Raw genomic sequence first — 26,512 nt, forward strand, 5'->3', positions numbered from 1 at the left:
GAGTTCTTTATTTTTTCTTGGGTTTCGACGGGTACTGGTTGCCCTTCGTCGTGAACTTCATTGGCCGCGAATTGGGTCGGCTGCTGGAGCGGTTGCCGAACTTCTTTGGCCCCTTGCCGTTGCCCGAACCCGTACCAACGGGCTGGTGCGCAGGGATCAGCTGGTCCGGACGCGGCCCGATCAGATCGGCGCGGCCCATGGATTTCAGCGCCTCGCGCAGCAGCGGCCAGTTGTCGGGGTCGTGGTAGCGCAGGAACGCCTTATGGATACGGCGCTGACGACCACCGCGGACGGTATCAACCTTTTCTCCGCCGCCTCGGCGCACACCGCGCAGCGTGTTGACGCCCGTGTGGTACATCGCGGTCGCGGTCGCCATCGGAGACGGCAGGAAGGTCTGCACCTGATCGGCGCGGTAGCGGTTTTTCTTGAGCCACAGCGCGAGGTTCATCATGTCCTCGTCCGTCGTTCCGGGGTGGGCGGCGATGAAGTACGGGATCAGATAGTACTTCTTGCCCGCCTTCTCGGCAGCGGCGTCGAACATTTCCTTGAACTTGTCATAAGTCCCGATGCCCGGCTTCATCATGACGTCGAGCGGCCCGCGCTCGGTGTGTTCCGGCGCAATTTTGAGGTAACCGCCGACGTGGTGCGTCACCAGTTCTTCGACGTACTCGGGGCTGCGGACGGCAAGGTCGTAGCGCACGCCCGAAGCAACCATGACCTTCTTGATACCGTCGACTTCGCGGACCTTGCGGTACAGCTGGATCAGGTCGTCGTGCGAGGTGTTCAGGTTCGGACAGATGTCAGGGAACACGCAGGACGGCAGGCGGCAGTTCTTTTCGATGTTCGGATCTTTGCAGGCCATCCGGTACATGTTGGCGGTCGGGCCGCCCACGTCCGAAATGACGCCCTTGAAGCCCGGCGTCTTGTCGCGGATCAGTTCGATCTCGCGCAGGATCGACGCTTCGGAGCGGTTCTGGATCACGCGGCCTTCGTGCTCGGTGATCGAACAGAAGGTACAGCCGCCAAAGCAGCCGCGCATGATCGTGACCGACGCCTTGATCATCTCGTAGGCGGGTACTTTCGCGTCCATGTAGGACGGGTGCGGGATGCGCGCATAGGGCAGGTCGTAGACCGCGTCCATTTCCTCGGACTTCAGCGGGATCGGCGGCGGGTTCAGCCACAGATCGCGGTCGCCGTGGCGTTGGACCAGCGGACGCGCGTTACCCGGATTGGCTTCGCGGTGCAGAACACGCGACGCGCGGGCGTAGGCGTCTTTGTCCTTTTCCACCACCTCGAAGGACGGCAGGCGAATGACGGTCTTGCCAGGGTGACGGGTCGCGGCCTCGTCGGCGCTATCGAGGTCATCGGCAGGCAGTTCCTGATAGTCTTCGGGCACCGAGCGGAACAGCGCGACACCACGCACGTCGTCGATTTCCTTGGCGACTTCGCCCTGCGCGATACGGTTCGCCAGTTCGACAATCGCGCGCTCGGCGTTGCCATAGACCAGCAGATCGGCCTTCGCATCTGCGAGGATCGAGCGGCGGACCTTATCCGACCAGTAGTCATAATGGGCAATGCGGCGCAGCGAAGCCTCGATCCCCCCGAGGATTACAGGCACGTCCTTATACGCTTCGCGGCAACGCTGGGTGTAAACGATCGTGCAGCGGTCGGGACGCTTGCCCCCCTCGCCGCCCGCCGTATAGGCGTCGTCGCTGCGCAGTTTGCGGTCCGAGGTGTAGCGGTTAACCATCGAGTCGAGGTTACCGCCGGTCACACCAAAGAACAAACGCGGGCGGCCCAGTTCCTTGAACGCATCGGCAGACTGCCAATCGGGCTGCGAGATGATACCGACGCGGTAGCCCTCGACCTCCAGCAAACGCCCGATCAGCGCCATGCCAAAGCTGGGGTGGTCCACATAGGCGTCGCCGGTGACAAGGATAATGTCACACTCGTCCCATCCGAGCCGCGTCATCTCTGCGCGGGTCATCGGAAGGAATGGCGCTGCTCTTCCGCCAATATACTTGGGGGCCGTCATCATCTGGTTCATGGTATTTTCGGGGAGTTTGCTTCTGTAGCTGATCTGCGGGCGCATATCACAGCCTGCAAAACAACTCAATGTCGGACGGGGCCATACCCCGAGCGCACATTTTTATCGTTCAAATCTCAAATAACTATGCGAGACGCGCGAGTTGACGTAGCAGTTGCGTATGAGCAGCGATCTAAATCTCAATGCAATGAACCACTTCGAGGCCGTTGCCCGCCTCGGCGGGGTTTCGAAAGCGGCCGAAGAGCTTGGCGTGTCTCCCTCTGCGGTCAGCCAGCAGATCAGACAGCTCGAACAGCAGTTCGGAGTCCGCCTCTTTCGCCGCGAAAAGCGCCGCATGACATTGACGCTGGACGGCGAGCGCCTCTTCCAGTCGACGACTCAAGCGTTCCGCCTGATGCGGGACGTCCAGTCGGCCATCAAACGCCAGCGCGAAAACCGGCAGTTCATCCTGCGCGTTTCGCCCTCCTTTGCCGTGCGCTGGCTCGGGCCTCGGGTCAAATCCTTCCTCGACAGCGCGCCGAACTGGGATCTGAGGATCGACGCGGCGCCGGACTTTACCGATTTCGAGACCGAAGTCGTCGACCTTGATCTGCGCTATGGCGAGGGCGGCTGGACCGGCCTTCACGAAGACTGCGTGATGCACGACTGCGTGCTGCCCATGTGCTCGCCCCAATACCTTGCGGAACTCAAACAACAGTCGGACAGCCCCATCGGGCAGCTTCTGAACGCGCGTCTGATCGACTCGGTCAAAACACACTATCGCTGGGATTTCTGGCTGGCGCGTCAGGGCGTGATGGGTGAGCGGCTTGTTTATCCGCTGCGCTTCGACCGTTCGTCGATGGCGCTCCAAGTCGCCCGTGACGGTGGCGGCGTGGTGCTGGAAAGCACGACGCTCGCGATTAACGAACTGGAAAGCGGCGCGCTGGTGCCGCTGTCGAACGCGTTCGAGGTTATCCGCTTCCCCGCCTATTGGATCGTTTGTCCGCCACGCCACACCAGCCGCCGCATTGTCCGTCTCTTCACCGACTGGATGCGGGCTGAAGGTCAGGCGCATGACGCGCTGGTACAACGCGTGCTGGACGGCCTCGGCTGCCGGAGCCGCGATGTGACGGGCCGACAGGTACCCGGCGTCGAATTCATACCCCCTGAAAGCGAATGACCCCCGCCGGAGCGAGGGTCATCAAAGATCAGTAGATCGTCAGGAACGGCAGATACGATATCAGCAATAGCACCACGATCCCGACTGCGTAGAATGGGAACAGCGCCCTGACGACTGACCCTATACTCGTCTGCGCAATCGCGGCCGATATGAACAGTGTCGTCCCGACCGGAGGCGTGTAGAGGCCGATAGCGAGGTTCACGACCATCATCAGGCCCAGCTGCACCAAATCGAGGCCGATGGCGTTCGCGATGGTCACAAACAGCGGGCCGAGCAGCAGAACCGCAGCAGGCAGATCAAGGAAGGTGCCGACGATCAGCATGATGATGTTCATAGCCATAATGACCATCCACGGCTCGCTCAGCGCACTGGTCACCCACATCGCGAGCGTTTCGGGCGTGCGCTCGGCGGTCAGGATCCACTGGATCACGTTCGAAGCCATGATGATGACCATCACCGCACCGGTCATCACACCCGTGTCAATCATCGCGCGCCAGATGTCCTTGAGCTTGAGGTCGCGGTAGATGCCGCCCGACACGAGGAGCGCGTAGGCCACCGCCATCACGGAAACCTCCGTAGGAGTCGCAACGCCGAAGCGCAGGGTGCCAATGACGAAGACAGGCATCGCGAGCGCGGGAAGTGCGTGCCAGAGTTGCGATTTGTAGGCGCGGAAACCTCCGGGGAGTTCAGCGGTCGGCAGGTTCAGCTTCTTCGATACGAAGTAAACGGCGCTGAACATGCCGATACCCAGCATGACACCCGGAACAATGCCCGCAACAAACAGGTCGATGATCGACGTGTTCGACACCAGACCGTAAAGGATCAGCGGGATCGACGGCGGGATCAGCACCGAAACGGTCGAGGAAGACGCGTTGACGGCAGCCGCAAAACCGGCGGGATAGCCTTCGCGGCGTTGCACGGGAATCAGCGCGTTCCCGAGTGCCGATGCGTCCGCTACGGCAGAGCCGGATACGCCGCCAAACATGACCGAGCCGACGATCGAAACCTGTGCCAGACCACCTTTGAAACGGCCAACGAACAGCTTGGCAATATTCACAAGGTATTCGCCGAATTTGCCCGACATCATCAGATTGCCCGCCAGAATAAAGAACGGGATCGCAAGCATCGGGAAGCTCTGCGTCGGCGAATAGAGGCGCTGCGCCATCACAGCCATCGGCTTGCCGTTGGCCCAGAGCGCGATGCCCGTCGCGCCCAGCATGGCTTGGGCGACAGGCACGGAAATGATGAGGAAGATCGGAAAGACCCAGATCAAAAGCTTGACCATTGCGGGCTCCTTTTAGCTGTAGCTGACTTGGCTATCGTCAGCGTTTGCCTGACCGCCGATGATGAGACGCACCACATTCAGCGCGGCATTGATCGCCATGCAGACGAATGCATAATAAAGGCTGAGGTAGCCCCAGTATTGCGTCACGGGGATCTCGGACAGTTTCTGGAATTTCGACGCGTTGATGATCGGTTGGCTGGTGTGAACGACCGTCACCGCAATCGCGCAGATCAGGATATTCACCAGAATGGCGAGCACACGGCGCAGGGGCACCGGAAGCACATAGACCAGAACATCGACCGCGATGTGACGCGCACGAACCGAGGCAATGGCGATACCGCCCGCAACGAGCCACGGGAACAGGATCGAGTGGATTTCGTAGGCCCACGTAATGCCGTCACCGAACACGTAGCGTAGGACGACGTTTACCAAAAGCGCGAGGAATGTCGTCAGCAGCGTGCCGAAGATGATCACCGCGCCCGACCATTCGATGACCTTATCCACGAGGTCCATTGCCTTGGTCAGGAGGCGGCTCATGCCGCCCCCCTCTTTTTGATCCCGCAGGGGGGTCACTGCGCAGCCTCACGCAGAGCAGCGATCAGATCGCCGAACTGGGCTTCGTAGGTTTCATAAACCGAGGCGGTCGCGTCGATGAATGCCTGACGGTCTTCGACTTCAGCGAAGATGGCGCCTTCGGCTTCCATGGTTGCGCGCAGCTCATTGCTTTGGGTCAGCGACAGACCACGCTGGTACCAACCGGCTTCTTTCGCGGCGTTCTCGATGCACGACTGGGTGTCTTCGTCGAGCGACGACCACCACATCAGCGACGCGACGACCGGAGTCGACTCGTACTTGTGGCCGGTCAGCGTGATGTACGGGGTGATCTCGTGCAGCTTTGCCGAGTAGATGTTGGTCAGCGGGTTTTCCTGACCTTCGAACACGCCCGACTGAAGCGCGGTCGGCAGTTCCGACCATGCGAGCGGAGCAGGCGATGCGCCGAGAGCTTCGAAGGTGGCGATGGTCACTTCGTCCGACGGGGTGCGGATCTGCATACCGGCGAGGTCCGCGGGGGTCGGGACGTTCTTGCTGGTGTGGCTGACCTGACGGATGCCGTTGTCCCAGAAGGTGAGGATCTTGAGGCCAGCGTTCTGGGCCTTCTCGTCGATCATCTGGCCGACTTCGCCGTCAACCACGGACCAGACGGTCGGCAGGTCTTCGAACAGGAACGGCAGGCCGAGCATACCGGCTTCGGGAACGATCTGCGAAAGCGGGCCTTGGCTGTTTGCGGAAATCTGGATGATGCCCGCTGCGGTCGACGTCAGCATCTCGACGTCGTTACCCATGGTCGCCGACGGAGCAACGTTCACAGTGGTCTCGCCGCCGGTACAGGCCGGAACCAGTGCGCCGAACATTTCGGCAGCCGCGTAGCGCGGGTTACCCGGGTTCGCACCGTGGGCAAAGATGATCTCTTCAGCAAAAGCAGGTGCAGCGGTTGCCAGAATAGTCGCGCCAAGGATCGCGGTCTTGAAAGTCGTTTTCATTGGTATTCTCCCTATTTGGTACAGGCGGCTCCTCCCCGCCCGGCCGGAAAACTCCGGCGATGGCCCGACATGCGGATGCATGACGGAATTGCGCGCTGACCGCCACCCTCACGATGGCGACCAGCGTTTTTCGTTAGTGGATCAGCGAGCCGCCGTTCACATCGACTTCGGAGCCGGTGCAGTAGGCCGAAAGGTCGGACGCAAGGAACAGGGCGCAGCCTGCAACGTCATCGGCAGTACCGGCGCGGCCCATCGGGATGCCTTCCAGAACCATCGCACGCATCTCGTCGGTCAGCTTGCCTGCGGTGATGTCTGTCGCGATGAAGCCAGGGCAGATCGCATTGAAGCGCACGTTATCGGGCGCACATTCGCGGGCCATGGCTTTGGTCAGGCCGAGGATACCGGCCTTGGCTGCCGAGTAGTGCGGGCCGCCGAAGATTCCGCCACCGCGCTGCGCCGAAACCGACGACAGGTTCACGACCGAACCGGATTTGCGCGAACGGAAGTGCGGGATCAGCGCCTGACTCATGTAGAGAGTGCCGCGCAGGTTCACATCGAGAACCGCGTCATAGTTTTCCGGCTGGATATCCATGATCTTGAGCGGCTGGGTGATGCCAGCGTTGTTCACGAGGATATCGACAGCGCCCCACTTGGCGACCAGCTCGTCGGCCACAGCCTGACATTCAGCTTTATCGGTGACGTTGCACGCCAGACCAACGTGGCCCGACCCCGGCAGGTCGTCGGCAGCGGCCTGCGCCTGCTCGGCGTTCAGGTCCAGAATAGCGACAGTCGCGCCGTGCTCTGCAAAGAGCTTTGCGGTCGCTTTGCCCAGACCACGCGGGGAAGCCCCGCCAGTGACGATGGCATATTTACCGTCAAGAAGTCCCATTGTTTTCCCTTTCGTAAGTGCGTCAGGCTCAGAGCCAGCCGCGGATCTGTTCGGCGACCTTCGCGGTGCTCAGGCCGTACATGTCGTGCAAGGTCGGCAGTGCGCCGGCCTCGAGAAACTGATCGGGGAGGCCGATCTGCCGGAACGTCGGTGTGACGCCAGCAGTCAGGAGAGAGGTAGCAACAGCCTCGCCCAACCCGCCGATCACCGTGTGGTTTTCGGCAGTCACCAAGAGCCGCCCTTTGCGGGCCTCGGTAATGATTGTTTCGGTATCCAGCGGCTTGATCGTCGGGCAGTGCAGCACCGCCACGTCGATCCCGTCCTTCGCCAGCAGTTCGGCGGCGTCGAGCGCGCGCATCGTCATGATGCCGGAAGTGACGACCAGCACGTCGCCGCCTTCGCGGATCATCTGCGCCTTGCCCAGTTTGAACTGGTAGTCAGGCTTGTAGCGGGTCAGTACCGAAGGCACCTTGCCGCGCAACAGACGGGCGTAGACCGGCCCGTTGTGGTCGACCATCGCGGGCACCATCTGCGCCACGTCCGTCGCATCCGCCGGATCAATGATCGTCATGTTCGGCAGACCGCGGAAGATCGCGAGATCCTCGGTCGCTTGGTGGCTAGGGCCGTAGCCTGTGGTGAGGCCCGGCAGGCCGCAGACGATTTTGACGGGGAGGTTTTCCTCGGCAATCGCCATGCAGATAAAGTCGTAAGCGCGGCGCGACGCGAAGACGGCGTAGGTCGTGGCGAAAGGCACATAGCCTTCGTGCGCCATGCCCGCCGCGGCCGAGAACAACAGCTGCTCCGCCATACCCATTTGGTAGAACCGGTCGGGGTTGGCCTGCGCAAAGATGTGCAGGTCGGTGTATTTCGCGAGGTCAGCCGACAGGCCAACAATGCGGTCGTCCTTCGCAGCAACTTCGTTCAACGCTTGACCGAACGGAGCCGCAACGGTGTCATACCCTTCGGCGGCCAGCGACGCGATCATCGCGCTCGTTGCGACCTTGGTTTGCGGAGCCTGACGCGGCTCGTATTTGCGGGCGCGTGCGTTGGCGGTCATGCGGGAGCTCCTTCATCCAGAATGGCCAGAGCCTTGTCCCACTCATCCGCTTCGACGCGGACAAAGTGGGTGATTTCACGGGCTTCGAGGAACGGCACGCCTTTGCACATCGTGGTGTTGCAGATGATGACGCGCGGCTGGGTGCCTTCATGATTGCGGGCCGCATCGAAGGCCGCCACAAGAGCGTCCATGTCGTTGCCGTCGACCTCTTGGGCGAACCAGCCGAACGCGCTCCATTTGGGCGCTTCGGCACCAACGGCCAGTGCGTCACGGGTCGGGCCGTCGGCCTGCTGGTTGTTGAAATCGACGATGCAGATCAGGTTATCCAGCTTCCATTGGGTCGCCGACATAACGGCCTCCCACGTCGAACCCTCGCCCAGCTCACCGTCGGACATCAGGTTATAGACGAACTGGTCGCCGCCCTTGCGTTTCAGACCGAGCGCCATGCCGACAGCAATGCCGAGGCCATGACCGAGCGATCCGCCCGTGATCTCCATTCCCGGAGTGTAAGACGCCATGCCGGACATCGGCATCCGGCTGTCATCCATGCCGTAAGTGTCGATCTCGTCTTCGGGCAGAACGCCCGCCTCGATCAGCGCTGCATAGAGCGCGATCGCGTAGTGACCGATGGACAGAAGGAAACGGTCGCGGCCTTCCCATTCGGGGTTTTCAGGACGCAGGTTCAGCGCATGGAAGTACGAAACCGCCAGCACATCGGCCACGCCGAGCGCCTGCCCGACATATCCCTGTCCTTGGACTTGGCCCATCTGCACGGCTTTGCGCCGGATACCCCAAGCGCGTCGCTCCAGTGACACATTGGCCAGCTGTTTCGCTGTTTCGATTGTCATATTTCCTCCCATCGCGGCGGTAGTCTGCCGCGGTTGAAGGAGAACATGGCCTGCAACCGGCCGGAAAAACAATCAACCTATCTTAAATAGCTGTGAAGTATTTCTAAACTAGAACGCACGTGGTTTTCGTTGGCCGCCCAGAGGTTTTTGTCTACGCCTACAGGTCAACTGCGCCGGAGCGCCCCTCGCATCCGGCCGGAGGAGACGGAGGACATCATGAAACTCGGGCTAGGCAGCTATGCTTACCGTTGGTCTATCGGCATCAAGGATCAGGTTCCGGCCAAGCCGCTAAACGCGTTCGATCTGCTGGATCGCGCATCCGATCTGGGGCTGGAGGTCGTGCAATACGCCGACAACATGCCGCTGGACCGCTACAGCGAAGCCGACCACCACAAGATCTATGAAATCGCGCAGGAAAAAGGTCTCGCGCTCGAACTTGGCACCCAGTGTTTCGATGCCGATCAGGTCGATGAATACGTGGAAATCGGCAAGCGCCTTCACGCGAAAATCCTGCGGGTCGCTCTGGACGAAGCCGACGGACATATCCCCGTTGCCGAACTGGCCGAACAGCTCCGCCCTCGTGTTGATCGTGCCCGTGCAGCCGGTATGAAGATCGCGATCGAGAACCACTTCAACTACCCTTCCCCCCGCATGGTCGAGCTGCTGGACGCGGTGAACGATGACCATCTGGGCGTTTGTCTGGACGTTGCGAACTCGATCTGTGCCAACGAATGGCCGGAAGAGACCATCGCGATGCTTGCGCCCTATGCGATTAACCTGCACCTCAAAGACTACGAGATCACCCCCGATCCCTACGGCGTCGGGTTCCGCATCCACGGCGTTCCGCTCGGCCAAGGGCGCGCGCCGATCGAGTGGACACTTGACCAGCTCAAGCATTGCCCGTCCGATATGAGCGTGATCCTCGAACACTGGCTGATGATTGATGACGCCGGTCTGGACGCGGCGATCTCCAAAGAGCAACCGTGGATCGAACAGACGGTCGCTGCGGCCAAAAAATTTACCGAAGGACGTTAAGATGACCGACGACATTCGCACCAAGAAACTCATCAACGCCCCCGAAGACATCATCTCCCACGCACTTGCAGGCATGATCTCGGCCCACCCCGACATGCTGATGATCGAAGGCGCGACCGGACGCGCTGTCGTGGCCAAGGACGGCCCGCGCGACGGTAAGGTCGGCATCGTCATTGGCGGCGGCTCTGGTCACGAGCCCGCATTCGCCGGTTACGTCGGTCGCGGCCTCGCAGACGCTGCGGCAGTCGGCAACGTATTCGCCTCCCCTTCGCCCGAACAGATCATGGACGCTGCCCGCGCTGCGGATGGCGGTGCTGGTGTCATGTTCCTCTATGGCAACTACACCGGTGACGTTCTGAACTTCGACATGGCCGCTGAAGAATGCGAAGGCATGGGCATCCCTGCCCGCTCGGTCGCAGTGACCGACGACGTTGCCTCCGCACCTGCTGACCGCATTGGCGAGCGTCGCGGGATTGCTGGCGACTTCTTTGTCTTCAAAATCGCAGGTGCCGCTGCTGAACAGGGACGCGATCTGGACGCCTGCTTGGCTGCGGCTCGGAAAGCCAATGACAACTGCCGTTCCATGGGCGTTGCGCTGACCGCCTGCTCGATGCCGCAAACCGGCAAACCGAATTTCCACATCGGTCACGACGAGATGGAAATCGGCATGGGTGTTCATGGCGAACCCGGTATGCGCCGCGGCAAGCTGGAAACGGCAGATGAAGTCACGGACGAACTGGTCGAAAAAATTCTGAACGACATGCCGCTTGGCCAAGGCGATGAAGTCGCCGTGCTCGTCAACGGCCTCGGCGCGACCGGTCAACTTGAGCTTTACATCATCCACCGCCGCGTTGCGCAGATCCTCGACGAGCGCGGCGTCAAAATCCATCACTCGTGGGTCGGCGAATACTGCACCTCGCTCGAAATGGCGGGTGCTTCGGTGACGTTCCTCAAGCTGGACGACGACCTGAAGGGCCTGCTGGACACTCCGTGCCGCACCCCTGCCCTGACCGTCGCGGGCCAACTCGCACCTGCTGGCAAGCGCACGAAACGCGACCACAGCGCAGGCGCCGCAAGCAATGCCATCGACCTCTCCACCCTCGCGGTGGACGGCGAGGTCACGCCCGCGATCTTCAAGACCATGATGCTGAGCGTCGCTGATGCGATCCGCGAAAACCGCGATTGGCTGTCGGAGCTCGACGGCGTCATCGGTGACGGCGACCACGGCATCACCATGGATATCGGCTGGACCGCCGTCCGTGGCGAGATCGAAGGCAAGGATTTCCAGACAATCTCGGAGCTGTCCGAGACAATGGCGAAGTCTTTCCTCGACGCCGTTGGCGCATCCTCTGGCCCGCTCTACGCCTCGGCCTTCCGCCGCGCCGGTCAATCGGTGTCGAGCCGCCTGAACCTTGACGCTGGCGCGCTGGTCGACTGGATCGAAGGCATCTGCGTCGGCATCCAGTCACGCGGCGGCGCTCAGGTCGGGGACAAAACCATGATAGACGCTTGGGTTCCCGCCGTCGCCAAGGCCAAGGAAGCGCTGCAATCCGGCGCCGACCTGAACGGATGCCTCGACGCTGCCATCGCGGGTGCCACCAGCGGGCGCGACTTCACCGCAACCATCGAAAGCCGCCGTGGCCGCTCCGCCAAGCTCGGCGACCGCTCGATCGGTCACGTCGACCCCGGCGCGGCGTCGGCTGTGGTCATCCTGACCGCGATGAAATCGGGCATCTAAGCCTTGCTGGCGCGCGGAATGATCCCGCGCGCCATGCCACCAAACACAAACGTCGGACATATTATGTGCTAACCGCACATTTATTTCCGCCGACCCCTTGCGAGATTTTTTACGAATTACATATTTTGTAATATCGAACTCCTCTGCAAGGACATTCCAGATGAAAGACATTGAAACCGCAGGCACTTGGCTGCTCGGCGACAAACGCGTCAACCGCATGGGCTACGGCGCTATGCAGCTGGCGGGTAAGGGCGCTTTCGGCGAACCACGCGACCGCGACGGCGCGATTGCCGTGCTGCGTGAAGCCATGGAACTCGGCATCAACCACATCGACACCAGCGATTTCTACGGCCCGCACGTCACTAACCACATCATCCGCGAGGCGCTGCACCCCTACGCGGACGATCTCACAATCGTGACCAAGATCGGCGCCCGCCGCGACGCCGAAGGCAACTGGCTGCCCGCGCAATCCAACGACGAACTGACCGCGGCTGTCGAAGACAACCTGCGCAACCTCGGCCTTGATGTGATCGACGTGGTGAACATGCGCTTCATGGGCGGCGGCGCGGGTCATGGCCCCAGCGAAGAACCGATCGCACGCCAGATGGAGCAGATGGTCAAACTGCAAGAGCGCGGCCTTATCAAGCATATCGGCATCAGCAACGTCACCCACGCCCAGACCCGCGTGGCGCGCGAAATGGCGGATATCGTGTGCGTGCAGAACCTCTACAACCTCGCCAATCGCGGCGATGACGAGATGATCGACGAACTGGCAAAGGCCGGAATCGCCTACGTGCCGTTCTTCCCGCTGGGTGGTTTCTCTCCGCTGCAATCGGACGAACTGGCCGCTGTGGCCAAGGACGTGGATGCCTCCCCGCTGCAAGTCGCGCTGGCGTGGCTGCTGCGCCGCTCGCCCAATATCCTGCTGATCCCCGGCACCTCGTCGGTCGATCACCTGCGCGAAAACGTGGAGGCGGCAACGCTGAAACTGGACGACGACGCGATGGCTGCTCTGGACAAGATCGGCAAGTAAAACACCTTCGGGCCGCCCCGCGCGGCCCGTTGTCTCCCCTCGGCAATAGGGTTAGGTTTCCGCACCAACCGACAGGGACGATCGATGCCAAGAACCGGCCTCAGCCAGGAAGAACTCCGCGAACGCGCTTTGGAAGTGACGCTGGCGCAGCTTCGTAAGGTCGGCTCGGAAAAGCTGCGGCTGGTGGACGTGGCCAAGGCGATGGACGTCAAACACACCTCGCTCTATCCGCATTTCGCCAACAAGGCTGCGCTGGTCGATGCGGTCACCGCGAAATGGCTGCTGGAAAGCGAAGAGGCATTGGCCAAGGTCTGCGCGCTGGACCTGCCCGCCCGCGAAAGGGTCGAGCAGTGGTTCATGACCCGCTACACGATGAACCGCGACCGTGCGCTCAATGATGCGGAGGTGTTCCACGCGTACAATCTGGCGAGCGACGCAAAACAGCCCGCCGTTGTCCATCACCTCGCCGCGCTGCGCCAGCAGATGGCAGACTTGATGCATGAGCTTGGCTATGAGGGCGACACCGCGATGGAGCGGGCGCGGCTGATCCTCCGTGCGATGGTGTTTTTCATCCACCCCGCCATGATTGCCGGCCATGCAGAGGAGGACCATTCGGCCCACCTCCGCGAAACGCTCGACTGTCTTCTGAACGGGATGAAGGTCAGGGACTTCTGATCACTTCCGGCGCAGGTGGATCACCGTATCCTCCAGCTGCGCATGCTCACCCTCGGGCGATTTCGCAGGGCGCGTGGCGATCCCGACCTGCACGAATTCCCAATCGTCTTCAGTGGCTTGCAGATCGGTCAGTTCGCTTTCAATCGTGGGGAAGCTTTTGGCGCGTTCCTTCATCTCCTCGCTCGCCCAAGGCGGGGCGGAGGCATGGGCGACGATCAGCAGCGTGCCGCCCTTGGCGACAAGCTTCGAAACCTTGTTCAAAATCTCACCACGTGGAAAGTCGAACGAGGACTGGAAAAACAGCGCCGTCACCAGATCGAAGGGGCCTTCGGGCTGGCGCTCTGTCAGGTCCATCGCCTCGAACGTTGCGGTGCCCTTGAGTTCCAGCGTTTCCGCCCTCCCCCTTGCCCGCTCGCACGCCGTTTCCGAGATATCGACACCCACCGCGTCCCAGCCCTGCTCTGCCAGCCAGATCACGTCGTCACCGTTCGACGACCCGAGGTCCAGCGCCCGCCCCGGTGCCATATCGGTCGTCACCCGCACAAGGATGCCGCTTGGCGTGCCCGAGGATGTGGTGCGCTTGGTCTGGTAGAACTCTTCCCAGTAAGCCTTCGGATCTTCCGTGGTCATGCGACTCTCCTTCATTAGTATCATCGTAAGTTACTTGATTGCGCACCAGTGTCAACATCATGTAACGTAGAAAGTATCTTAACCCGATGGAGCCGCCCTTGCGTCAGGACACCCGCCTATCCCGCCTGCTGCACGTTCTACTGCACATGGCTCACAGCGATGCGCCGATGACGTCGCAGCAGATCGCGGACATGCTGGGCACGAACGCTGTTGTTGTCCGCCGCACGATGGCAGGGCTTCGCGATGGCGGATTGGTCGCGGCGGAGCGTGGTCACGGCGGCGGCTGGACGCTGATCAAAGACACGCAAGACATCACCCTGCGCGATATCTACGCCTGTATCGGAGAGCCGACGCTCTTCGCATTCAACCTGTCGAACCCCGCGCCGCAATGTCTGGTGGAGCAGTCGGTGAATACGACGATTTCCGAAACGCTGGACGAGGCGACCGCGGCGCTACTAGCAAAGTTCGAAAGCATCCGCCTGTCCGACATCCAGACCGACGTGGATGCGCGGCGCAAAGCGGCGGGCTGTTAGGCCGCGACCGACGCCAGAATGCTCTGCACCACCTGTTCGCGCAGCGCGGCTTGGCCCGCCTCGTCGAACAGATCGTTGCCGAAGTTGTAGGAGAACGTCGACTGGTTCGCGACGTTGAAAAAGCTCATCGCCGAGATCTGCCAGTGGATCATCAGCGGTGACAATCCGGTCCGCATCACGCCCTCTTTGACGCCCGCATCGCAGATCCGTTCAATCTGCGTAATCGCCGCCGTGTTGGTTATCATCAGCGATTCCACGTCCATCATGTGCTTCCCGTGATGGATATTCTCGATCATCACGAGCCGGATGAAATCGCGGTTGTTGGCGTGGTGGTCAAATGTGAACTCCACCAGTTTGCGCAGGGCCTCCATGGGCGGAAAACCGTCGAGGTTCAGGTCGCGTTCGGCCTGACGGACGCTGCCGTAGACCTCTTCAAGGACAGCGCGGTAGAGCCCCTCTTTGTCCCCGAAATAATAGAAAATCATACGCTTGGACGTCTGGATCTGATCCGCGATGTCCTGAACTCTGGCACCAGAAAGCCCGTGTTTCGCGAATTCGACCTTGGCCGCCGCGAGGATGTCAGCCTTCACCGCTTCGGGGTCTTGCTTCCACGAACGAGGCTTCTTGGGTGCTGAAATCTTGGGCTCTTTGGTCATAAAAAATACTTTCGTTCAAACGGCTTGCCTGGTCAAGTTTAACCGTCCGGTACATTTGCGTTGACGCAATTAACCGTACGGTTCATTGTGAGGTCAGAATCGCTTTGGGAGGAGCGCCCGCAATGCCGTTGACCGATACAGATCAGGTGCAGACCACAGTCCGCATGGGACTGATCGGCAAAGGTATCGGCCTGTCGCGCACCCCAGCGATGCACATCGCCGAGGCCGAGGCCCAAGGTCTGCGCTGCACCTACGATCTGATCGACACCGACACGTCGGACTATGCAGGCCACACGCTCCGCGACCTTCTGAACATCGCAGAGGACAGCGGTTACGCGGGCCTCAACATCACCTACCCCTACAAGGTCGAGGTCATCGACCACCTCGACGATCTGTCCGACGGTGCGCGTGCGGTTGGCGCGGTGAACACCGTGATTTTCCGTAACGGCAAGCGCACCGGCCACAACACCGACGCGTCCGGCTTCAAAACCGCGTTCGAGATGTACCTCGGCGACAGCGCTCACGATCACGTCGTGCTGATCGGCGCAGGCGGTGCAGGCGTTGCCGTAGCTCACGCGCTGGCCCGCTCGGGCGTTAAACGTCTGTCGATCTTCGACACGGACGAAAAGCGCGCGAACGATCTGTCGGCGCAACTCCACGAGAGCCAGACCGACTGCCTGTCCGAAACCGTGAGCGACCTCGTCGCGTTCCTACGGGATACCGCGCCGGACGGCATCGTGAACGCCACCCCGATGGGTATGGCCAAGCTGCCGGGAACCGCCGTTCCTGCCGAACTTCACAGAAATTCCACTTGGGTCGCGGATATCGTGTATTTTCCGCTTGAGACCCAATTGCTGAAAGACGCGCGCGCTGCGGGCTGTCAGACGATGCCCGGGTCCGGGATGGCCGTCTATCAGGCCGTCCGCGCCTTCGAACTGTTTACGGGTCGGCCTGCCGATCCTTCACGAATGAAGGCGACTTTCGATGCCTTCGACACTCAACCCCGCAGCAATGCGGGATCCTGAACGCCTAAGGGAGGAGACCACAATGGCTTTCAAATTCGCAGCACTCGCAGCAACTACCGCGCTCGTCGCGGGCATGGCCGCTTCGGCCAACGCACAGACCATCCGTTTCGGTCACGTTGATCCGGACGACTGGATGGCATCGAAAAAAGGCGCTGCCGCTCACATCTTCAAGAACATCGTCGAAGGTGAAACCGACCTGACCGTGGAGCTTTTCCCGGCTGGCGCACTCGGCAACGAAGACGAACTCGTCGGTCAGGCCGAAGAGGGCCTCACTCAGGTCGTCATGGTTTCGGGCGCAATGTCCAAGGTCTGCCCCGCGGCTGGCGTTCTCGACATCCCTTACACCTTCTCGTCGGCCACTATCGCGTGGGACGTTCTGGACGGTGAATTCGGTGACGCACTGGCAGAGCACTGCCTTGAGCAGACCGGCCTGCGCACGCTGGCTTACGGTGAAACCGGCTTCCGCAACTTCACCAACAACACCCGCGAAATCCGCTCGCCTGCCGATATGGAAGGCCTGAAGTTCCGTGTTCAGCCGATCCCGCTCTACGTCGAGATGGTTTCGGGTCTGGGCGGTGAGCCGACCCCGATCGCATGGACCGAACTGCCGAACGCGCTGTCGACCGGCGTTGTCGACGGTCAGGAAAACCCCGTTGGCGTGATCTACAACAACGGCCTGCACGAGCTTCAGAAGTACATGACCCTCGACGGTCACGTTTACGCTGCCGACTTCATCCTGATCTCGGATGACTTCTATCAGGGTCTTTCGGACGCCGAACAGCAGGTCGTCGCCAAAGCGGCGCGCGTTGCTGGTAACATGGGCCGCGCGATCCAGCAGTGGGGCACCGCTGAAGGCGTGAACAAGGTTCAGGAAGAAGGCATGCAGGTCTACTCGCCGACCGCAGACGAAATCGCTGCGTTCGCTGAAAAGGCCCAGCCGGCAGTGATCGAATACCTGCGCGGCGAGCTTGGTGACGACGCTGTCTGGATCGACAACCTGCAAGAAGCCGTTTCGTCGGCCTCGAACTAATCGCCTAAATCTATCTCTCCCATGCAAAGAACAGGGGCGCCCACCGCGCCCCTGTTCCCCCAAAGCCCGAAAAGAGCTGCTTTCATGGACACAATTAACCGCATCGTCAGACGTATCTTTGCCTTCGGAGCGGGAACGTCGATGGCCCTCGTGTTTCTCATCATCTTCGTGAACTCGGTCCGTCGCTACACCATCGGCAAGTCGCTGCCGTGGGGCGAGGAGCTTCCGATTTACCTGACGATCTATGGCGTCATGTTCGGTCTGGCCTATGCCTATATGACCGACCGCCACATCCGTTTCACCGTGCTGACGGACATGCTGAGCGCCAAGACCCGCCAGCTTCTGTTCCTCATCACGGACGTCATCACTCTGATCTGCGGCCTTGCGCTGATCCAGTCGGGCTACCAGTTCATGATGCGCCGCGGTGATCGCGACAGCTCTGGCCTGAAGAAAACCGCCGACTGGATCGCCGACAGCACCGGCATCGTCCAGCTCGAATGGATCGGCAAAGTCGGCCCGTGGCAGTTCGCCATTGCCCTTGGCGGCGCGATGCTTGCCGTTGCGGCCTTGCTGCGCCTGATCGAGCGCGCCGCTGAACTGAAGGAGGCCTGAGAACATGGTCTACGTTGTCCTCATCGTCGCCCTGCTGATCGGCGCCCCGATCGCCATTTCCATCATCGCGGCCCTTCTGACGTTCATGTCGATGAACGATGCGCCCTACGCTATCCGCATCGTCGCGACCGAAATGTACAAGAGCCTCAACAGCTACCCGTTGCTCGCCATTCCGCTGTTCGTCCTCGCGGGCGAGTTGATGAACGAAAGCGGCATCACCCAGCGGATCATCGCATTCGCGAACGTCCTCGTCGGCCGTATGCGCGCGGGCCTCGCGATGGTGAATATCTGGGCCTCCGTGATCTTTGCGGGCCTGTCGGGGTCTGCGGTTGCCGACACCTCCGCGCTTGGCCGCGTGTTCATTCCCGAAATGGAAAAGCACGGCTACACCCGCGAATTCGCCGCCGCGCTGACTGCCGCGTCCTCGGTCATCGGCCCGATCATTCCGCCGTCGATCCCCGTCATCATCTACGCGCTGACTGTGACCGGCGTCACCGTGCCCTCGCTGTTCCTTGCGGGCGTCATTCCCGGCATTCTGCTGGCGATTTTCCTGTCGGCCTACGTGATGCTGACGGTCAAAGTTGACAAGGGCGACCAATCCAGCGACCTCGTGAGCACCCCGCCCGCGCAGGCACTGCTCGGCGGTATCCTTCCCCTGCTGATGCCGTTCTTTGTGGTCGGCTCGATCCTGCTCGGCATCGTCACCCCAACCGAAGCGGCCACGTTCGCCGTGGCTTACGCGCTGATCCTCGGTGGCCTTGTCTACCGCAAGATCAGCTTCGCCGCCCTGCCCCGTATCTTCTCGGATGCGATGCGCGATAGCGCCGTGATCCTCGCGATCATTGCCGCTGTGGGCGCTGCGAACTGGCTGCTGACCTACAATCAGGTGCCGAACATGCTGACCGACTGGGTTGTCGGCAATGTGGACAGCAAGACGACGTTCCTGCTGGCGACCATCGTGCTGTTCCTCTTCGTGGGTCTCTTCCTCGAAGGCATCGCGGCCATGCTGGTGCTCGTTCCGATCCTCCACCCCATCGCTGTGTCGATGGGTGTCGATCCGGTGCACTTCGGTATCCTCGTGATCTTCAACCTGATGATCGGTCTGATTACCCCGCCGCTCGGCCTCTGCCTTTTCGTGGCCGAAGGCATTGCTCAGGTCGGCATGGCGAAACTCACCCGCGCCATCCTGCCGTTCTTCTTTGTCGAAGTCCTTGTTCTGCTCATCCTGACCTTCGTGCCCCAGACCGTGATCTGGCTGCCGCAAGCGCTGGGATATTAAGGAGTTATTCCGATGAAAACCTCGATTGCCACCGTCTCCATCTCCGGCACGCTTACCGAAAAGCTCGCAGCGATTTCGGCGGCGGGGTACGATGGCATCGAGATTTTCGAGCAGGATTTCATCGCGCATGACGGCTCCCCCGCCGAGGTGGGCCGCATGGTGCGCGATCACGGGCTGGAGATCACAATGCTCCAGCCGTTCCGCGATTTCGAATGCCTGCCCGAGCCGCTGCGCTACAAGGCGTTCGACCGTGCGGAGCGGAAATTCGACCTCATGCAGGAACTGGGCACCGACCTCATCCTGATCTGCTCGTCATGCCATCCCGCCTCGCTCGGCGGGATCGACCGTGCTGCCAATGACCTCAATGAGCTGGGCGAGCGCGCCAAGGCGCGAGGTCTGCGGGTCGGTTACGAGGCGCTTGCGTGGGGCCGCCATGTCAACGACCACCGCGACGCGTGGGAAATCGTGCGCCGCGCCGATCATGACAACATCGGTCTGATCCTCGACAGCTTCCACACGCTGGGTCGCGGACTGTCGCCCGAAAGCATCCGCTCGATCCCCGGTGACAAGATTTTCTTTGTCCAGCTGGCCGATGCGCCCGCGATCCCGATGGATCTGCTCTACTGGTCCCGCCATTTCCGCAACATGCCGGGCGAAGGCGATCTGGACGTGCGCGGCTTTATGCAGGCGGTCATGGCGGCGGGCTACACCGGCCCGCTCAGCCTCGAGATTTTCAACGACCAGTTCCGCGGCGGCAATGCTCGCACCGTGGCCAAGGATGGCTACCGCTCGCTCATCACCCTGATGGACGACGTGCGCAAAGCCGAACCGGAGGTCAAAGTCGACCTGCCCGCGATCCCTTCTCGCATCGGCGTTCACGGTGTCGAGTTCATCGAATTCACCGCGCGCGGCGATGACGCGGGCAAGCTGGCTGGCCTTCTCGGTTCGCTCGGCTTCGTCCGCACCGCCCGCCACCGCAACAAAGACATCGACCTGTGGCAGCAGGGCGAGATCCGCATCGTCGTCAATTCCGACCCCGAGGGCCACGCCGCTCACGTCTGGAATGCGCGCGGGCTGAGCGTTTGTGACATCGGGCTGCGGGTCTCCTCCGCGCAGGACACCGTGGAGCGCGCACGCGCTCTGGGGATGTCACCCTTTGACCAACCGCTCGGCCCGGGAGAGCTGGACATCCCCGCCATTCGCGGTCTCGAAGGCTCGATCCTGCATTTCATCGACGAAGACAGCGGCCTGTCCCGCGTGTGGGACGTCGAATTCGTGCCGACCGGCGACAAGGCCAAGGGCGCGGGCCTCAAGCGGATCGACCACCTCGCCCAGACCATGAGCTACGACGATATGCTCAGCTGGACGCTGTTCTATTCGTCGCTGTTCGACATGCAGAAATCGCCCATGGTCGACGTGATCGACCCCGACGGCCTCGTCCGTAGCCAGATTGTGGAATCAAAGGGCGGCGAAATGCGCGTCACGCTCAACGGCGCCGAAACGCACCGCACGCTGGCGGGTAACTTCCTTGCGTCGAATTTCGGTGCGTCGGTCCAGCACATCGCACTGGATACAGACGATATTTTCGCGACGGCGAAAGCTCTGGCCGACTGCAAGTTCGAGGTTCTGCCGATCCCCGCGAACTACTACGCCGACCTCGCCAGCCGTTTCGACATCTCGCCCGATCTGCTGGCCCGGCTGAAGGCCGCGAATGTCCTCTACGACGAAGAAAACGGTCGCAGCTTCTTCCAGCTTTACTCTCGCAGTTTCGCGGGCGGCATGTTCTTCGAAATCGTCCAGCGCGGCGACGGATACACCGGCTTTGGCGGCCCGAACGCGCCGTTCCGGATCGCTGCCCAAAAGCGGCTCGGACGGGTCAAGGGCGTGCCTGCGGCCTAATCCTCGCAGGCGCCGAATTTCCTCAGCAATTCAGCCAGATGCGCGACAATGCCGTTGGCTTCAGCGGTCGGTTTTGTCGTCATCCCCAGCGCGCCCGACATGAACGCGCTCTTGACCGGAAACGTCATCAGCGAGCCCGACCGGACCTCTTGCCGGACCACCCCGCGCGAGATGAACCACATCATGTCCGAATTCAGCAGCAGCGCCCGCGCGAACGACAACGTCACGGATTCGAACGCGGGCTGCACATCGTCCAGCCCGATGACGTTGAGGTACGCGTCCACCGCCTCGCGGATGATCGCGCCCTTGTTCGGCAGGATTAGCGGGCTTTTCCGCACGGCGTCGGCGGGGTCGGCATTTGCCATCGGATGCCCCGCACGAGCGACCAGCCAGATCGGATCTTCATAGAGGAATTCGAATTTCAGCCCCGCAAGGTCCGCCGCCGTCGGCATCCGCCCGACCATCAGGTCGATCTCCCCCGCTCGTAGCCGCTCCAGCAGATATTTGTTTGGCCCGGTGAGGACACGGATCTGCGCTTCTGGCCGCTGACGGGAAAATTCCAGCGCGACGGAGGGGAAAAACTCCCCCGCCACCGTCGGCAGAATGCCCACCGAAACAGTGTGCCGCCGATCCTCACCGCCGAGCGATCTGACACCCGCCTCGATACTGTTCATCGCGCTCAGCGCATGGCGCTGGAACGTTTCGCCGGCCGCGGTCAGCACGGTTTTGCGCCCCACTCGATCAAACAGAACCGACCCCAACCTCAGCTCCAATTCGCCGATGGTTTTCGACAACGCGGGCTGCGTCATGTTCAGTTTTCGCGCCGCGCCAGAGATCGTGCCATCCTGCGCAACGGCGAGGAATCCTTCGATATGACGCAGCTTCAGTCCGTTAGGTATGCTCATTTGGTTATGGATAAGGCACGAGAATGAATTTTAACAAGTCATTTTCTTATGTCACCAATACGAAAGGGGGAGAAAACGAGACGAAAGTCGCAGATATGCGCATTGTCGTCGGCCCTCCCCATACGTAAATTAAGAGGACCGACCCGTGGCTGATCATTTCGAAACCGGACAACAAACGCGCCGCCGCATCCTTGGCGATGCGCATGTCGACCGGGCCGAAGCTTGCACGACCGAACTGGACAAACCGTTTCAGGATCTGATCACCGAAGGCGCGTGGGGCACCGTTTGGGCCTCCGATGGCATCACCGACCGCGAACGGTCCATGATCACGATCGCGCTGCTCGCCGCGACGGGCAATCACGAAGAAATCCCGATGCACATCCGCGCCACCGCCCGCACGGGTGCGACTAAGACAGACGTGGCCGAGGCGCTCCAGCACGTCGCGATCTACGCCGGTGTTCCGCGCGCCAATCACGCGCTGAAACTGGCCAAGCAGACCTATCAGGAAATGGAAGCGGAATGACGACAACCCGCACTCAGGTTGCCATCATCGGCGGCGGGCCTTCGGGCCTTCTGCTATCGCAACTGCTCGATCTGAATGGCATCGACAGCATTGTTATTGAACGCAAAAGCCGCGAATACGTGCTGGGCCGCATCCGCGCTGGCGTGCTCGAAGCGGGGTCGGTGAAACTGCTTCAGGACGCAGGTGTCGGGGACCGCATGGCCCGCGAAGGCCAGACCCACGACGGCGTCGAACTGAGCTGGCACGACGAACGCCTACACATCGACCTTAAGGCGCTGACCGGAACGCCGGTGACGGTCTACGGTCAGACCGAAATCACCCACGACCTTTACGATGCCCGCGAAGCGCGCGGCGGTCAGGTGATCCATGAGGCCGAGGTCCAACGCATCGAAGGCGCGGAGACGGACAGCCCCGTTGTCGTCTACCATAAGGACGGTCAGGAACACCGCATCGAATGCCGCTTTGTCGCCGGATGCGATGGCTTCCACGGGCCCGCCCGCAAGGCGATCCCCGACACGCACCGCAAGGAATTCATCCGCGAATATCCCTTCGGCTGGCTGGGAATGCTGTCGCGCACCCCGCCCGCGACCGAAGAGCTGATCTACGCCACCCATGATCGCGGTTTCGCGCTGTGCTCCATGCGCTCGGACGAGATCAGCCGCTATTACGTGCAGGTACCGCTGACCGAAAAGGTCGAGGACTGGTCGCCGGACCGTTTCTGGGACGAACTCAAGCGCCGCATCCCCGCCGATGTTGCCGGAAACCTCGTGACAGAAGGCGAAGTGCTGGAGATGTCCATCGCTCCGCTCCGTTCGTTCGTGTCCGAGCCGATGCGCTACGGCTCCCTGTTCCTTGCGGGTGACGCGGCGCACATCGTGCCGCCGACGGGTGCGAAGGGCCTGAACCTCGCCATCGGCGACGTTTATTACCTGCATCGCGCGCTGGAGCAGGCTATCAAGGACAACAACACCGCAGGCATCGACGGGTATTCCGACACCGCGCTGTCCCGCGTTTGGAAATGTGAGCGTTTCTCATGGTGGATGACGTCCATCCTCCACGATTTCCCCGATCAGGGAGACTTCGAGAAACGGATGCAAAGGGCCGAGTTCGAATACCTCGCCCGCTCGGAAACTGCCCGCAAGAGTCTGGCAGAAAACTACGTAGGGCTACCCTACTGATAAGAACCCCAAGGGAGGAAAACATGAAACTGAAAGCACTTCTCGGCGCCGCCACCGCGCTCACCGTTATCGCACTGCCCGCAGTTGCGCAGGACTACAGCCTCAAACTGCACCACTTCCTCAGCGAACGTTCGCCGGCTCACCAGCAGATGCTGGTTCCGTGGGCCGAGCGCGTCGAGGAACTGACCGAAGGCCGCGTCGATATCGAGGTTTACCCGTCGATGACCCTTGGTGGTCGTCCGCCGGAACTCGTTCAGCAGGCACGCGACGGCGTTGTCGATCTGATCTGGACCCTCAACGGCTACACGCCGGGCCTGTTCCCGCGCACCGAAGTCTTTGAACTTCCGACCGTTTTCGTGAACGACCCGACCGCAGCGAACCTCGCCATGCGCGAGATGTTCGACGAATATCTGGCCGAAGAATACAAGGGCCTCGAAGTGATGTTCCTGCAAGCCCACGCAGGTAACGCGCTCCACATGGTCGACGCCGACGTGCGCAGCCCCGCTGACCTCGAAGGTCTGAAACTCCGCACCCCGAGCCGCACCGGCGCATGGGTGATCGAAGCTCTCGGCGCGTCGCCGGTTGCGATGCCGGTTCCGGAACTGCCGCAGGCGCTCTCCAAAAAGGTCGTCGAAGGCGCGCTGATCCCTTGGGAAATCATCCCCGCGCTCCAGCTTCAGGAACAGACCGACTACCAGATCGAAGGTCCGGACATGACCCGTTTCGGCACGTCGATCTTCCAGGTTTCGATGAACAAGGACGTCTGGGAGTCGCTCCCCGCCGATATTCAGGACGCGTTCCGTCAGGCTTCGAACGAAGAGTGGCTGACCGAAGTCGGCGGCATCTGGCGCGGCGCCGATGACTTCGGCATCAACATGGCGACCGAAGCAGGCAACACCCACGTGACCCTTTCGGCAGAAGAATACGCTGCCTTTGAGGAGCCGATGAACGGTGTCGTCGATCGCTGGATCGAAGAAGCCAACGGCGCCGGTCTTGACGGCAACGGTCTGGTCGAAGCGGCACGCGCGGCCATCGCCTCGCACGCCGAATAACATCGAACCACGGGAACTTTCGCATGAAAATTTTCGCACTTGGTCGCAAGGTGATCGACGGTTGGGCCCTGATGGGGGGGCTCGTCCTCGCGGTGATCGTGCTGGTCAACGTGTGGACCACAGTGGGCAGCCTGATCGGGCTGCCCTTTGCGGGAGACGTCGAACTCACTGAAATGATGGTTGCTGCGGCGGCCTTCATGTTCCTGCCGTTCTGTCAGCTCCACCGCCACAACGTGACCGCCGACATCTTTACCTCGAACATGAACCCGCGGTTTGTGAACATCCTCAACGGGATCGCATCGCTGGTCGCGCTCGGCTTCGCCGCGCTTCTGCTCTGGCGGATGACGTACGGGATGCTCGACACGAAGGAATACAACTATTCCTCGACCATCTTGAGCGTTCCGCTCTGGTGGCCGTATGTGCCGATCCTCGTGTCGCTGGCGCTGCTGTTTATCGCAGCCGTCATCACCACTGCCGAAGACCTTTTCGGAGCTTCCTGATGGAACCAATTACTCTCGGCCTGATCGGACTTGCGGTCCTGATCGGCCTGATCGCCCTTCGTATGCCGATCGCATACTCCATGATTATCGTGGGCGCTGTCGGCACGGTTTCGATCAGCGGCTACAAGATCCTTTTCTCGCAGCTGAAAACGCTCGGCTACGGCCAGTTCTCGATCTACGACCTGACCGTGGTGCCGATGTTCGTCCTGATGGGCGCGCTCGCCACGAAAACCGGCCTGTCCCGAGACCTCTTCCGCGCAGCAAACGCGTGGTTCGGCTGGATGCGCGGCGGCACTGCGATGGCTGCGATTGCGGCTTGTGCAGGCTTCGGCGCGGTCTGCGGCTCGTCGCTGGCGACTGCATCCACGATGGGCAAAGTCGCCCTGCCCGAGCTGGAGCGCTACAACTACTCCCCTGCGCTTGCCACCGGTTCGGTCGCAGCAGGCGGCGTGCTCGGCATCCTCATTCCGCCATCGGTGATCCTCGTGATCTATGCCGTGCTGGTCGAGGCCAATATCGTCACCATGTTCATGGCGGCGCTGATCCCCGGTCTGCTGGCCGTGGCCCTGTTCATCGCGACCATCGCGATCTATGTCCGCCTCGTTCCTGGCTCCGGCCCTGCCCACGGCGCGTCCGATAAGGCAGAGTTCTGGGCCGCGACCCGCGGCGTGATCCCTGTGCTTGTGGTGTTCGGCATCGTGATCGGCGGCATCTATGCCGGCCTCTACAACCCGACCCCTGCCGCAGCGATCGGTGTGTTCGCGGTGTTCATTTACGGCCTGATCCGCAAGCAGATGAACCTCTCCACGCTGGCCTCGTCGATCAAGGAAACGGCAGGCACCACGGGTATGATCTACCTGATCCTGCTGGGGGCCGAACTGCTGAAGATCTTCATGTCCCGCGCGGGCGTGCCCCAAGCCGCTGCCGATATCGCGGTGAACTCGGGCCTGTCGCCGATGATGATCATGATGATCCTTCTTTTCGCGCTGGTTCTGCTGGGCTGCCTGATGGACTCCATGTCCATGATCCTGCTCGTCCTCCCGTTCTTCTGGCCGGTGCTCGTCGCGATGAACGGCGGCGATTACCAGATGGCGGAGGGCGCGGGCTACGGGATGTCTACGATGGATCTGAAGGTCTGGTTCGGCATCTTGGCCCTAGTGGTGGTGGAGCTCGGGCTCATCACACCGCCCGTCGGCATGAACGTCTTTGTGATCTCTGCCATGGCCAAGAACGTACCTATGTTGACGACCTTCAAAGGCGTCATGCCGTTCTTTGCGTCTGAACTCGTTCGCGTCGCTCTCCTGATCGCCTTTCCGGCGTTGACGCTCGGTCTCCCTGCCCTGTTGGGCAACTAACTGAAAAGGCCCGCTATTCCAGCGGGCC

Annotated in this window: 26 protein-coding genes; 16 read left to right on the forward strand and 10 right to left on the reverse strand. The window is 61.4% G+C overall.

The features are described from left to right. Nucleotides 1–7: 7 nt before the first annotated feature. Complete coding sequence (locus tag IF204_RS16850; protein WP_228069556.1) at nucleotides 8–2,047, reverse strand: YgiQ family radical SAM protein; 2,040 nt, start codon at nucleotides 2,045–2,047, stop codon at nucleotides 8–10. Between the two features lie 160 nt (nucleotides 2,048–2,207). Here IF204_RS16850 and IF204_RS16855 point away from each other — a divergent pair, with 160 nt between their 5' ends. Further along, nucleotides 2,208–3,206, forward strand: coding sequence for a LysR family transcriptional regulator (locus tag IF204_RS16855; RefSeq protein ID WP_194098346.1), 999 nt, complete (start codon nucleotides 2,208–2,210; stop codon nucleotides 3,204–3,206). Nucleotides 3,207–3,234: 28 nt separating this feature from the next. Here IF204_RS16855 and IF204_RS16860 read toward each other — a convergent pair whose 3' ends face one another. From IF204_RS16860 to IF204_RS16885, 6 genes are all read right to left on the reverse strand, one after another. Further along, on the reverse strand, nucleotides 3,235–4,491 hold the full coding sequence (locus IF204_RS16860) for a TRAP transporter large permease (RefSeq protein ID WP_194098347.1): 1,257 nt from the start codon (nucleotides 4,489–4,491) through the stop codon (nucleotides 3,235–3,237). A 12-nt stretch (nucleotides 4,492–4,503) separates the two neighbouring features. Continuing rightward, a complete protein-coding gene (locus IF204_RS16865) occupies nucleotides 4,504–5,028 on the reverse strand; it encodes a TRAP transporter small permease (protein ID WP_194098348.1) in 525 nt (174 codons plus the stop codon). A gap of 32 nt (nucleotides 5,029–5,060) precedes the next feature. Beyond that, nucleotides 5,061–6,032, reverse strand: coding sequence for a TRAP transporter substrate-binding protein (locus IF204_RS16870; protein WP_194098349.1), 972 nt, complete (start codon nucleotides 6,030–6,032; stop codon nucleotides 5,061–5,063). Nucleotides 6,033–6,165: 133 nt separating this feature from the next. Beyond that, on the reverse strand, nucleotides 6,166–6,921 hold the full coding sequence (locus tag IF204_RS16875; protein WP_194098350.1) for an SDR family NAD(P)-dependent oxidoreductase: 756 nt from the start codon (nucleotides 6,919–6,921) through the stop codon (nucleotides 6,166–6,168). 28 nt (nucleotides 6,922–6,949) lie between these two features. Beyond that, complete coding sequence (locus tag IF204_RS16880; protein ID WP_194098351.1) at nucleotides 6,950–7,978, reverse strand: transketolase family protein; 1,029 nt, start codon at nucleotides 7,976–7,978, stop codon at nucleotides 6,950–6,952. Then, complete coding sequence (locus tag IF204_RS16885) at nucleotides 7,975–8,826, reverse strand: transketolase (protein ID WP_194098352.1); 852 nt, start codon at nucleotides 8,824–8,826, stop codon at nucleotides 7,975–7,977. The genes IF204_RS16880 and IF204_RS16885 overlap by 4 nt, the downstream gene beginning before the upstream one ends. A gap of 216 nt (nucleotides 8,827–9,042) precedes the next feature. Here IF204_RS16885 and IF204_RS16890 point away from each other — a divergent pair, with 216 nt between their 5' ends. The 4 genes from IF204_RS16890 to IF204_RS16905 all read left to right on the forward strand — a co-directional run bounded on the left by IF204_RS16890 (nucleotide 9,043) and on the right by IF204_RS16905 (nucleotide 13,307). After that, nucleotides 9,043–9,861, forward strand: a complete 819-nt coding sequence (locus tag IF204_RS16890) for a sugar phosphate isomerase/epimerase family protein (protein ID WP_194098353.1) — start codon at nucleotides 9,043–9,045, stop codon at nucleotides 9,859–9,861. Nucleotide 9,862: 1 nt separating this feature from the next. Further along, on the forward strand, nucleotides 9,863–11,599 hold the full coding sequence (gene dhaL / locus IF204_RS16895) for a dihydroxyacetone kinase subunit DhaL (protein ID WP_194098354.1): 1,737 nt from the start codon (nucleotides 9,863–9,865) through the stop codon (nucleotides 11,597–11,599). Between the two features lie 160 nt (nucleotides 11,600–11,759). Then, nucleotides 11,760–12,632, forward strand: coding sequence for an aldo/keto reductase family oxidoreductase (locus tag IF204_RS16900; protein ID WP_194098355.1), 873 nt, complete (start codon nucleotides 11,760–11,762; stop codon nucleotides 12,630–12,632). An 84-nt stretch (nucleotides 12,633–12,716) separates the two neighbouring features. Further along, nucleotides 12,717–13,307 (forward strand): TetR/AcrR family transcriptional regulator, encoded by a 591-nt coding sequence (locus IF204_RS16905; RefSeq protein WP_194098356.1) that lies wholly within the window; start codon nucleotides 12,717–12,719, stop codon nucleotides 13,305–13,307. On the opposite strand, the gene IF204_RS16910 is transcribed toward IF204_RS16905, so the two are convergent. Next, on the reverse strand, nucleotides 13,308–13,937 hold the full coding sequence (locus IF204_RS16910; protein ID WP_228069557.1) for a class I SAM-dependent methyltransferase: 630 nt from the start codon (nucleotides 13,935–13,937) through the stop codon (nucleotides 13,308–13,310). Between the two features lie 86 nt (nucleotides 13,938–14,023). Here IF204_RS16910 and IF204_RS16915 point away from each other — a divergent pair, with 86 nt between their 5' ends. Next, on the forward strand, nucleotides 14,024–14,470 hold the full coding sequence (locus tag IF204_RS16915) for an RrF2 family transcriptional regulator (RefSeq protein ID WP_228069559.1): 447 nt from the start codon (nucleotides 14,024–14,026) through the stop codon (nucleotides 14,468–14,470). Here IF204_RS16915 and IF204_RS16920 read toward each other — a convergent pair. Next, entirely contained in the window at nucleotides 14,467–15,126 is a 660-nt protein-coding gene (locus IF204_RS16920; protein WP_194098358.1) for a TetR/AcrR family transcriptional regulator, read from the reverse strand. The two genes, IF204_RS16915 and IF204_RS16920, sit on opposite strands and share 4 nt — an antisense overlap. 122 nt (nucleotides 15,127–15,248) lie before the next feature. Here IF204_RS16920 and IF204_RS16925 point away from each other — a divergent pair, with 122 nt between their 5' ends. The 5 genes from IF204_RS16925 (at nucleotide 15,249) to IF204_RS16945 (ending at nucleotide 20,971) form a co-directional block, all read left to right on the forward strand. Then, nucleotides 15,249–16,151, forward strand: a complete 903-nt coding sequence (locus tag IF204_RS16925) for a shikimate dehydrogenase (RefSeq protein WP_194098359.1) — start codon at nucleotides 15,249–15,251, stop codon at nucleotides 16,149–16,151. 22 nt (nucleotides 16,152–16,173) lie between these two features. Further along, a complete protein-coding gene (locus tag IF204_RS16930; protein ID WP_228069560.1) occupies nucleotides 16,174–17,181 on the forward strand; it encodes a DctP family TRAP transporter solute-binding subunit in 1,008 nt (335 codons plus the stop codon). Between the two features lie 84 nt (nucleotides 17,182–17,265). After that, nucleotides 17,266–17,793: a TRAP transporter small permease gene (locus tag IF204_RS16935; protein WP_194098360.1), complete on the forward strand. Its 528-nt coding sequence runs from the start codon at nucleotides 17,266–17,268 to the stop codon at nucleotides 17,791–17,793. A gap of 4 nt (nucleotides 17,794–17,797) precedes the next feature. Further along, the gene (locus IF204_RS16940) at nucleotides 17,798–19,072 is read left to right on the forward strand and encodes a TRAP transporter large permease (protein ID WP_194098361.1); all 1,275 of its coding nucleotides are present in this window, start codon (nucleotides 17,798–17,800) and stop codon (nucleotides 19,070–19,072) included. Between the two features lie 12 nt (nucleotides 19,073–19,084). Further along, on the forward strand, nucleotides 19,085–20,971 hold the full coding sequence (locus tag IF204_RS16945) for a bifunctional sugar phosphate isomerase/epimerase/4-hydroxyphenylpyruvate dioxygenase family protein (protein ID WP_194098362.1): 1,887 nt from the start codon (nucleotides 19,085–19,087) through the stop codon (nucleotides 20,969–20,971). On the opposite strand, the gene IF204_RS16950 is transcribed toward IF204_RS16945, so the two are convergent. Then, complete coding sequence (locus IF204_RS16950; RefSeq protein ID WP_194098363.1) at nucleotides 20,968–21,876, reverse strand: LysR substrate-binding domain-containing protein; 909 nt, start codon at nucleotides 21,874–21,876, stop codon at nucleotides 20,968–20,970. The genes IF204_RS16945 and IF204_RS16950 overlap by 4 nt on opposite strands. 145 nt (nucleotides 21,877–22,021) lie before the next feature. On the opposite strand from IF204_RS16950, the gene pcaC reads away from it, so the two are divergent. Genes pcaC through IF204_RS16975 form a run of 5 tightly spaced genes read left to right on the forward strand, consistent with a single transcriptional unit; the run spans nucleotide 22,022 to nucleotide 26,484 of the window. Continuing rightward, on the forward strand, nucleotides 22,022–22,399 hold the full coding sequence (pcaC, locus tag IF204_RS16955) for a 4-carboxymuconolactone decarboxylase (RefSeq protein ID WP_167639087.1): 378 nt from the start codon (nucleotides 22,022–22,024) through the stop codon (nucleotides 22,397–22,399). Further along, nucleotides 22,396–23,577, forward strand: coding sequence for a 4-hydroxybenzoate 3-monooxygenase (gene pobA, locus IF204_RS16960; RefSeq protein WP_194098364.1), 1,182 nt, complete (start codon nucleotides 22,396–22,398; stop codon nucleotides 23,575–23,577). The genes pcaC and pobA overlap by 4 nt, the downstream gene beginning before the upstream one ends. 23 nt (nucleotides 23,578–23,600) lie before the next feature. After that, the gene (locus IF204_RS16965) at nucleotides 23,601–24,629 is read left to right on the forward strand and encodes a TRAP transporter substrate-binding protein (protein WP_194098365.1); all 1,029 of its coding nucleotides are present in this window, start codon (nucleotides 23,601–23,603) and stop codon (nucleotides 24,627–24,629) included. 23 nt (nucleotides 24,630–24,652) lie between these two features. Then, entirely contained in the window at nucleotides 24,653–25,129 is a 477-nt protein-coding gene (locus IF204_RS16970) for a TRAP transporter small permease (RefSeq protein ID WP_194098366.1), read from the forward strand. Then, on the forward strand, nucleotides 25,129–26,484 hold the full coding sequence (locus IF204_RS16975; RefSeq protein ID WP_322743306.1) for a TRAP transporter large permease: 1,356 nt from the start codon (nucleotides 25,129–25,131) through the stop codon (nucleotides 26,482–26,484). The genes IF204_RS16970 and IF204_RS16975 overlap by 1 nt, the downstream gene beginning before the upstream one ends. The last annotated feature ends 28 nt before the right edge of the window (nucleotides 26,485–26,512 follow it).

This window comes from Marivivens aquimaris (assembly GCF_015220045.1).
GTDB lineage: Bacteria > Pseudomonadota > Alphaproteobacteria > Rhodobacterales > Rhodobacteraceae > Marivivens > Marivivens aquimaris.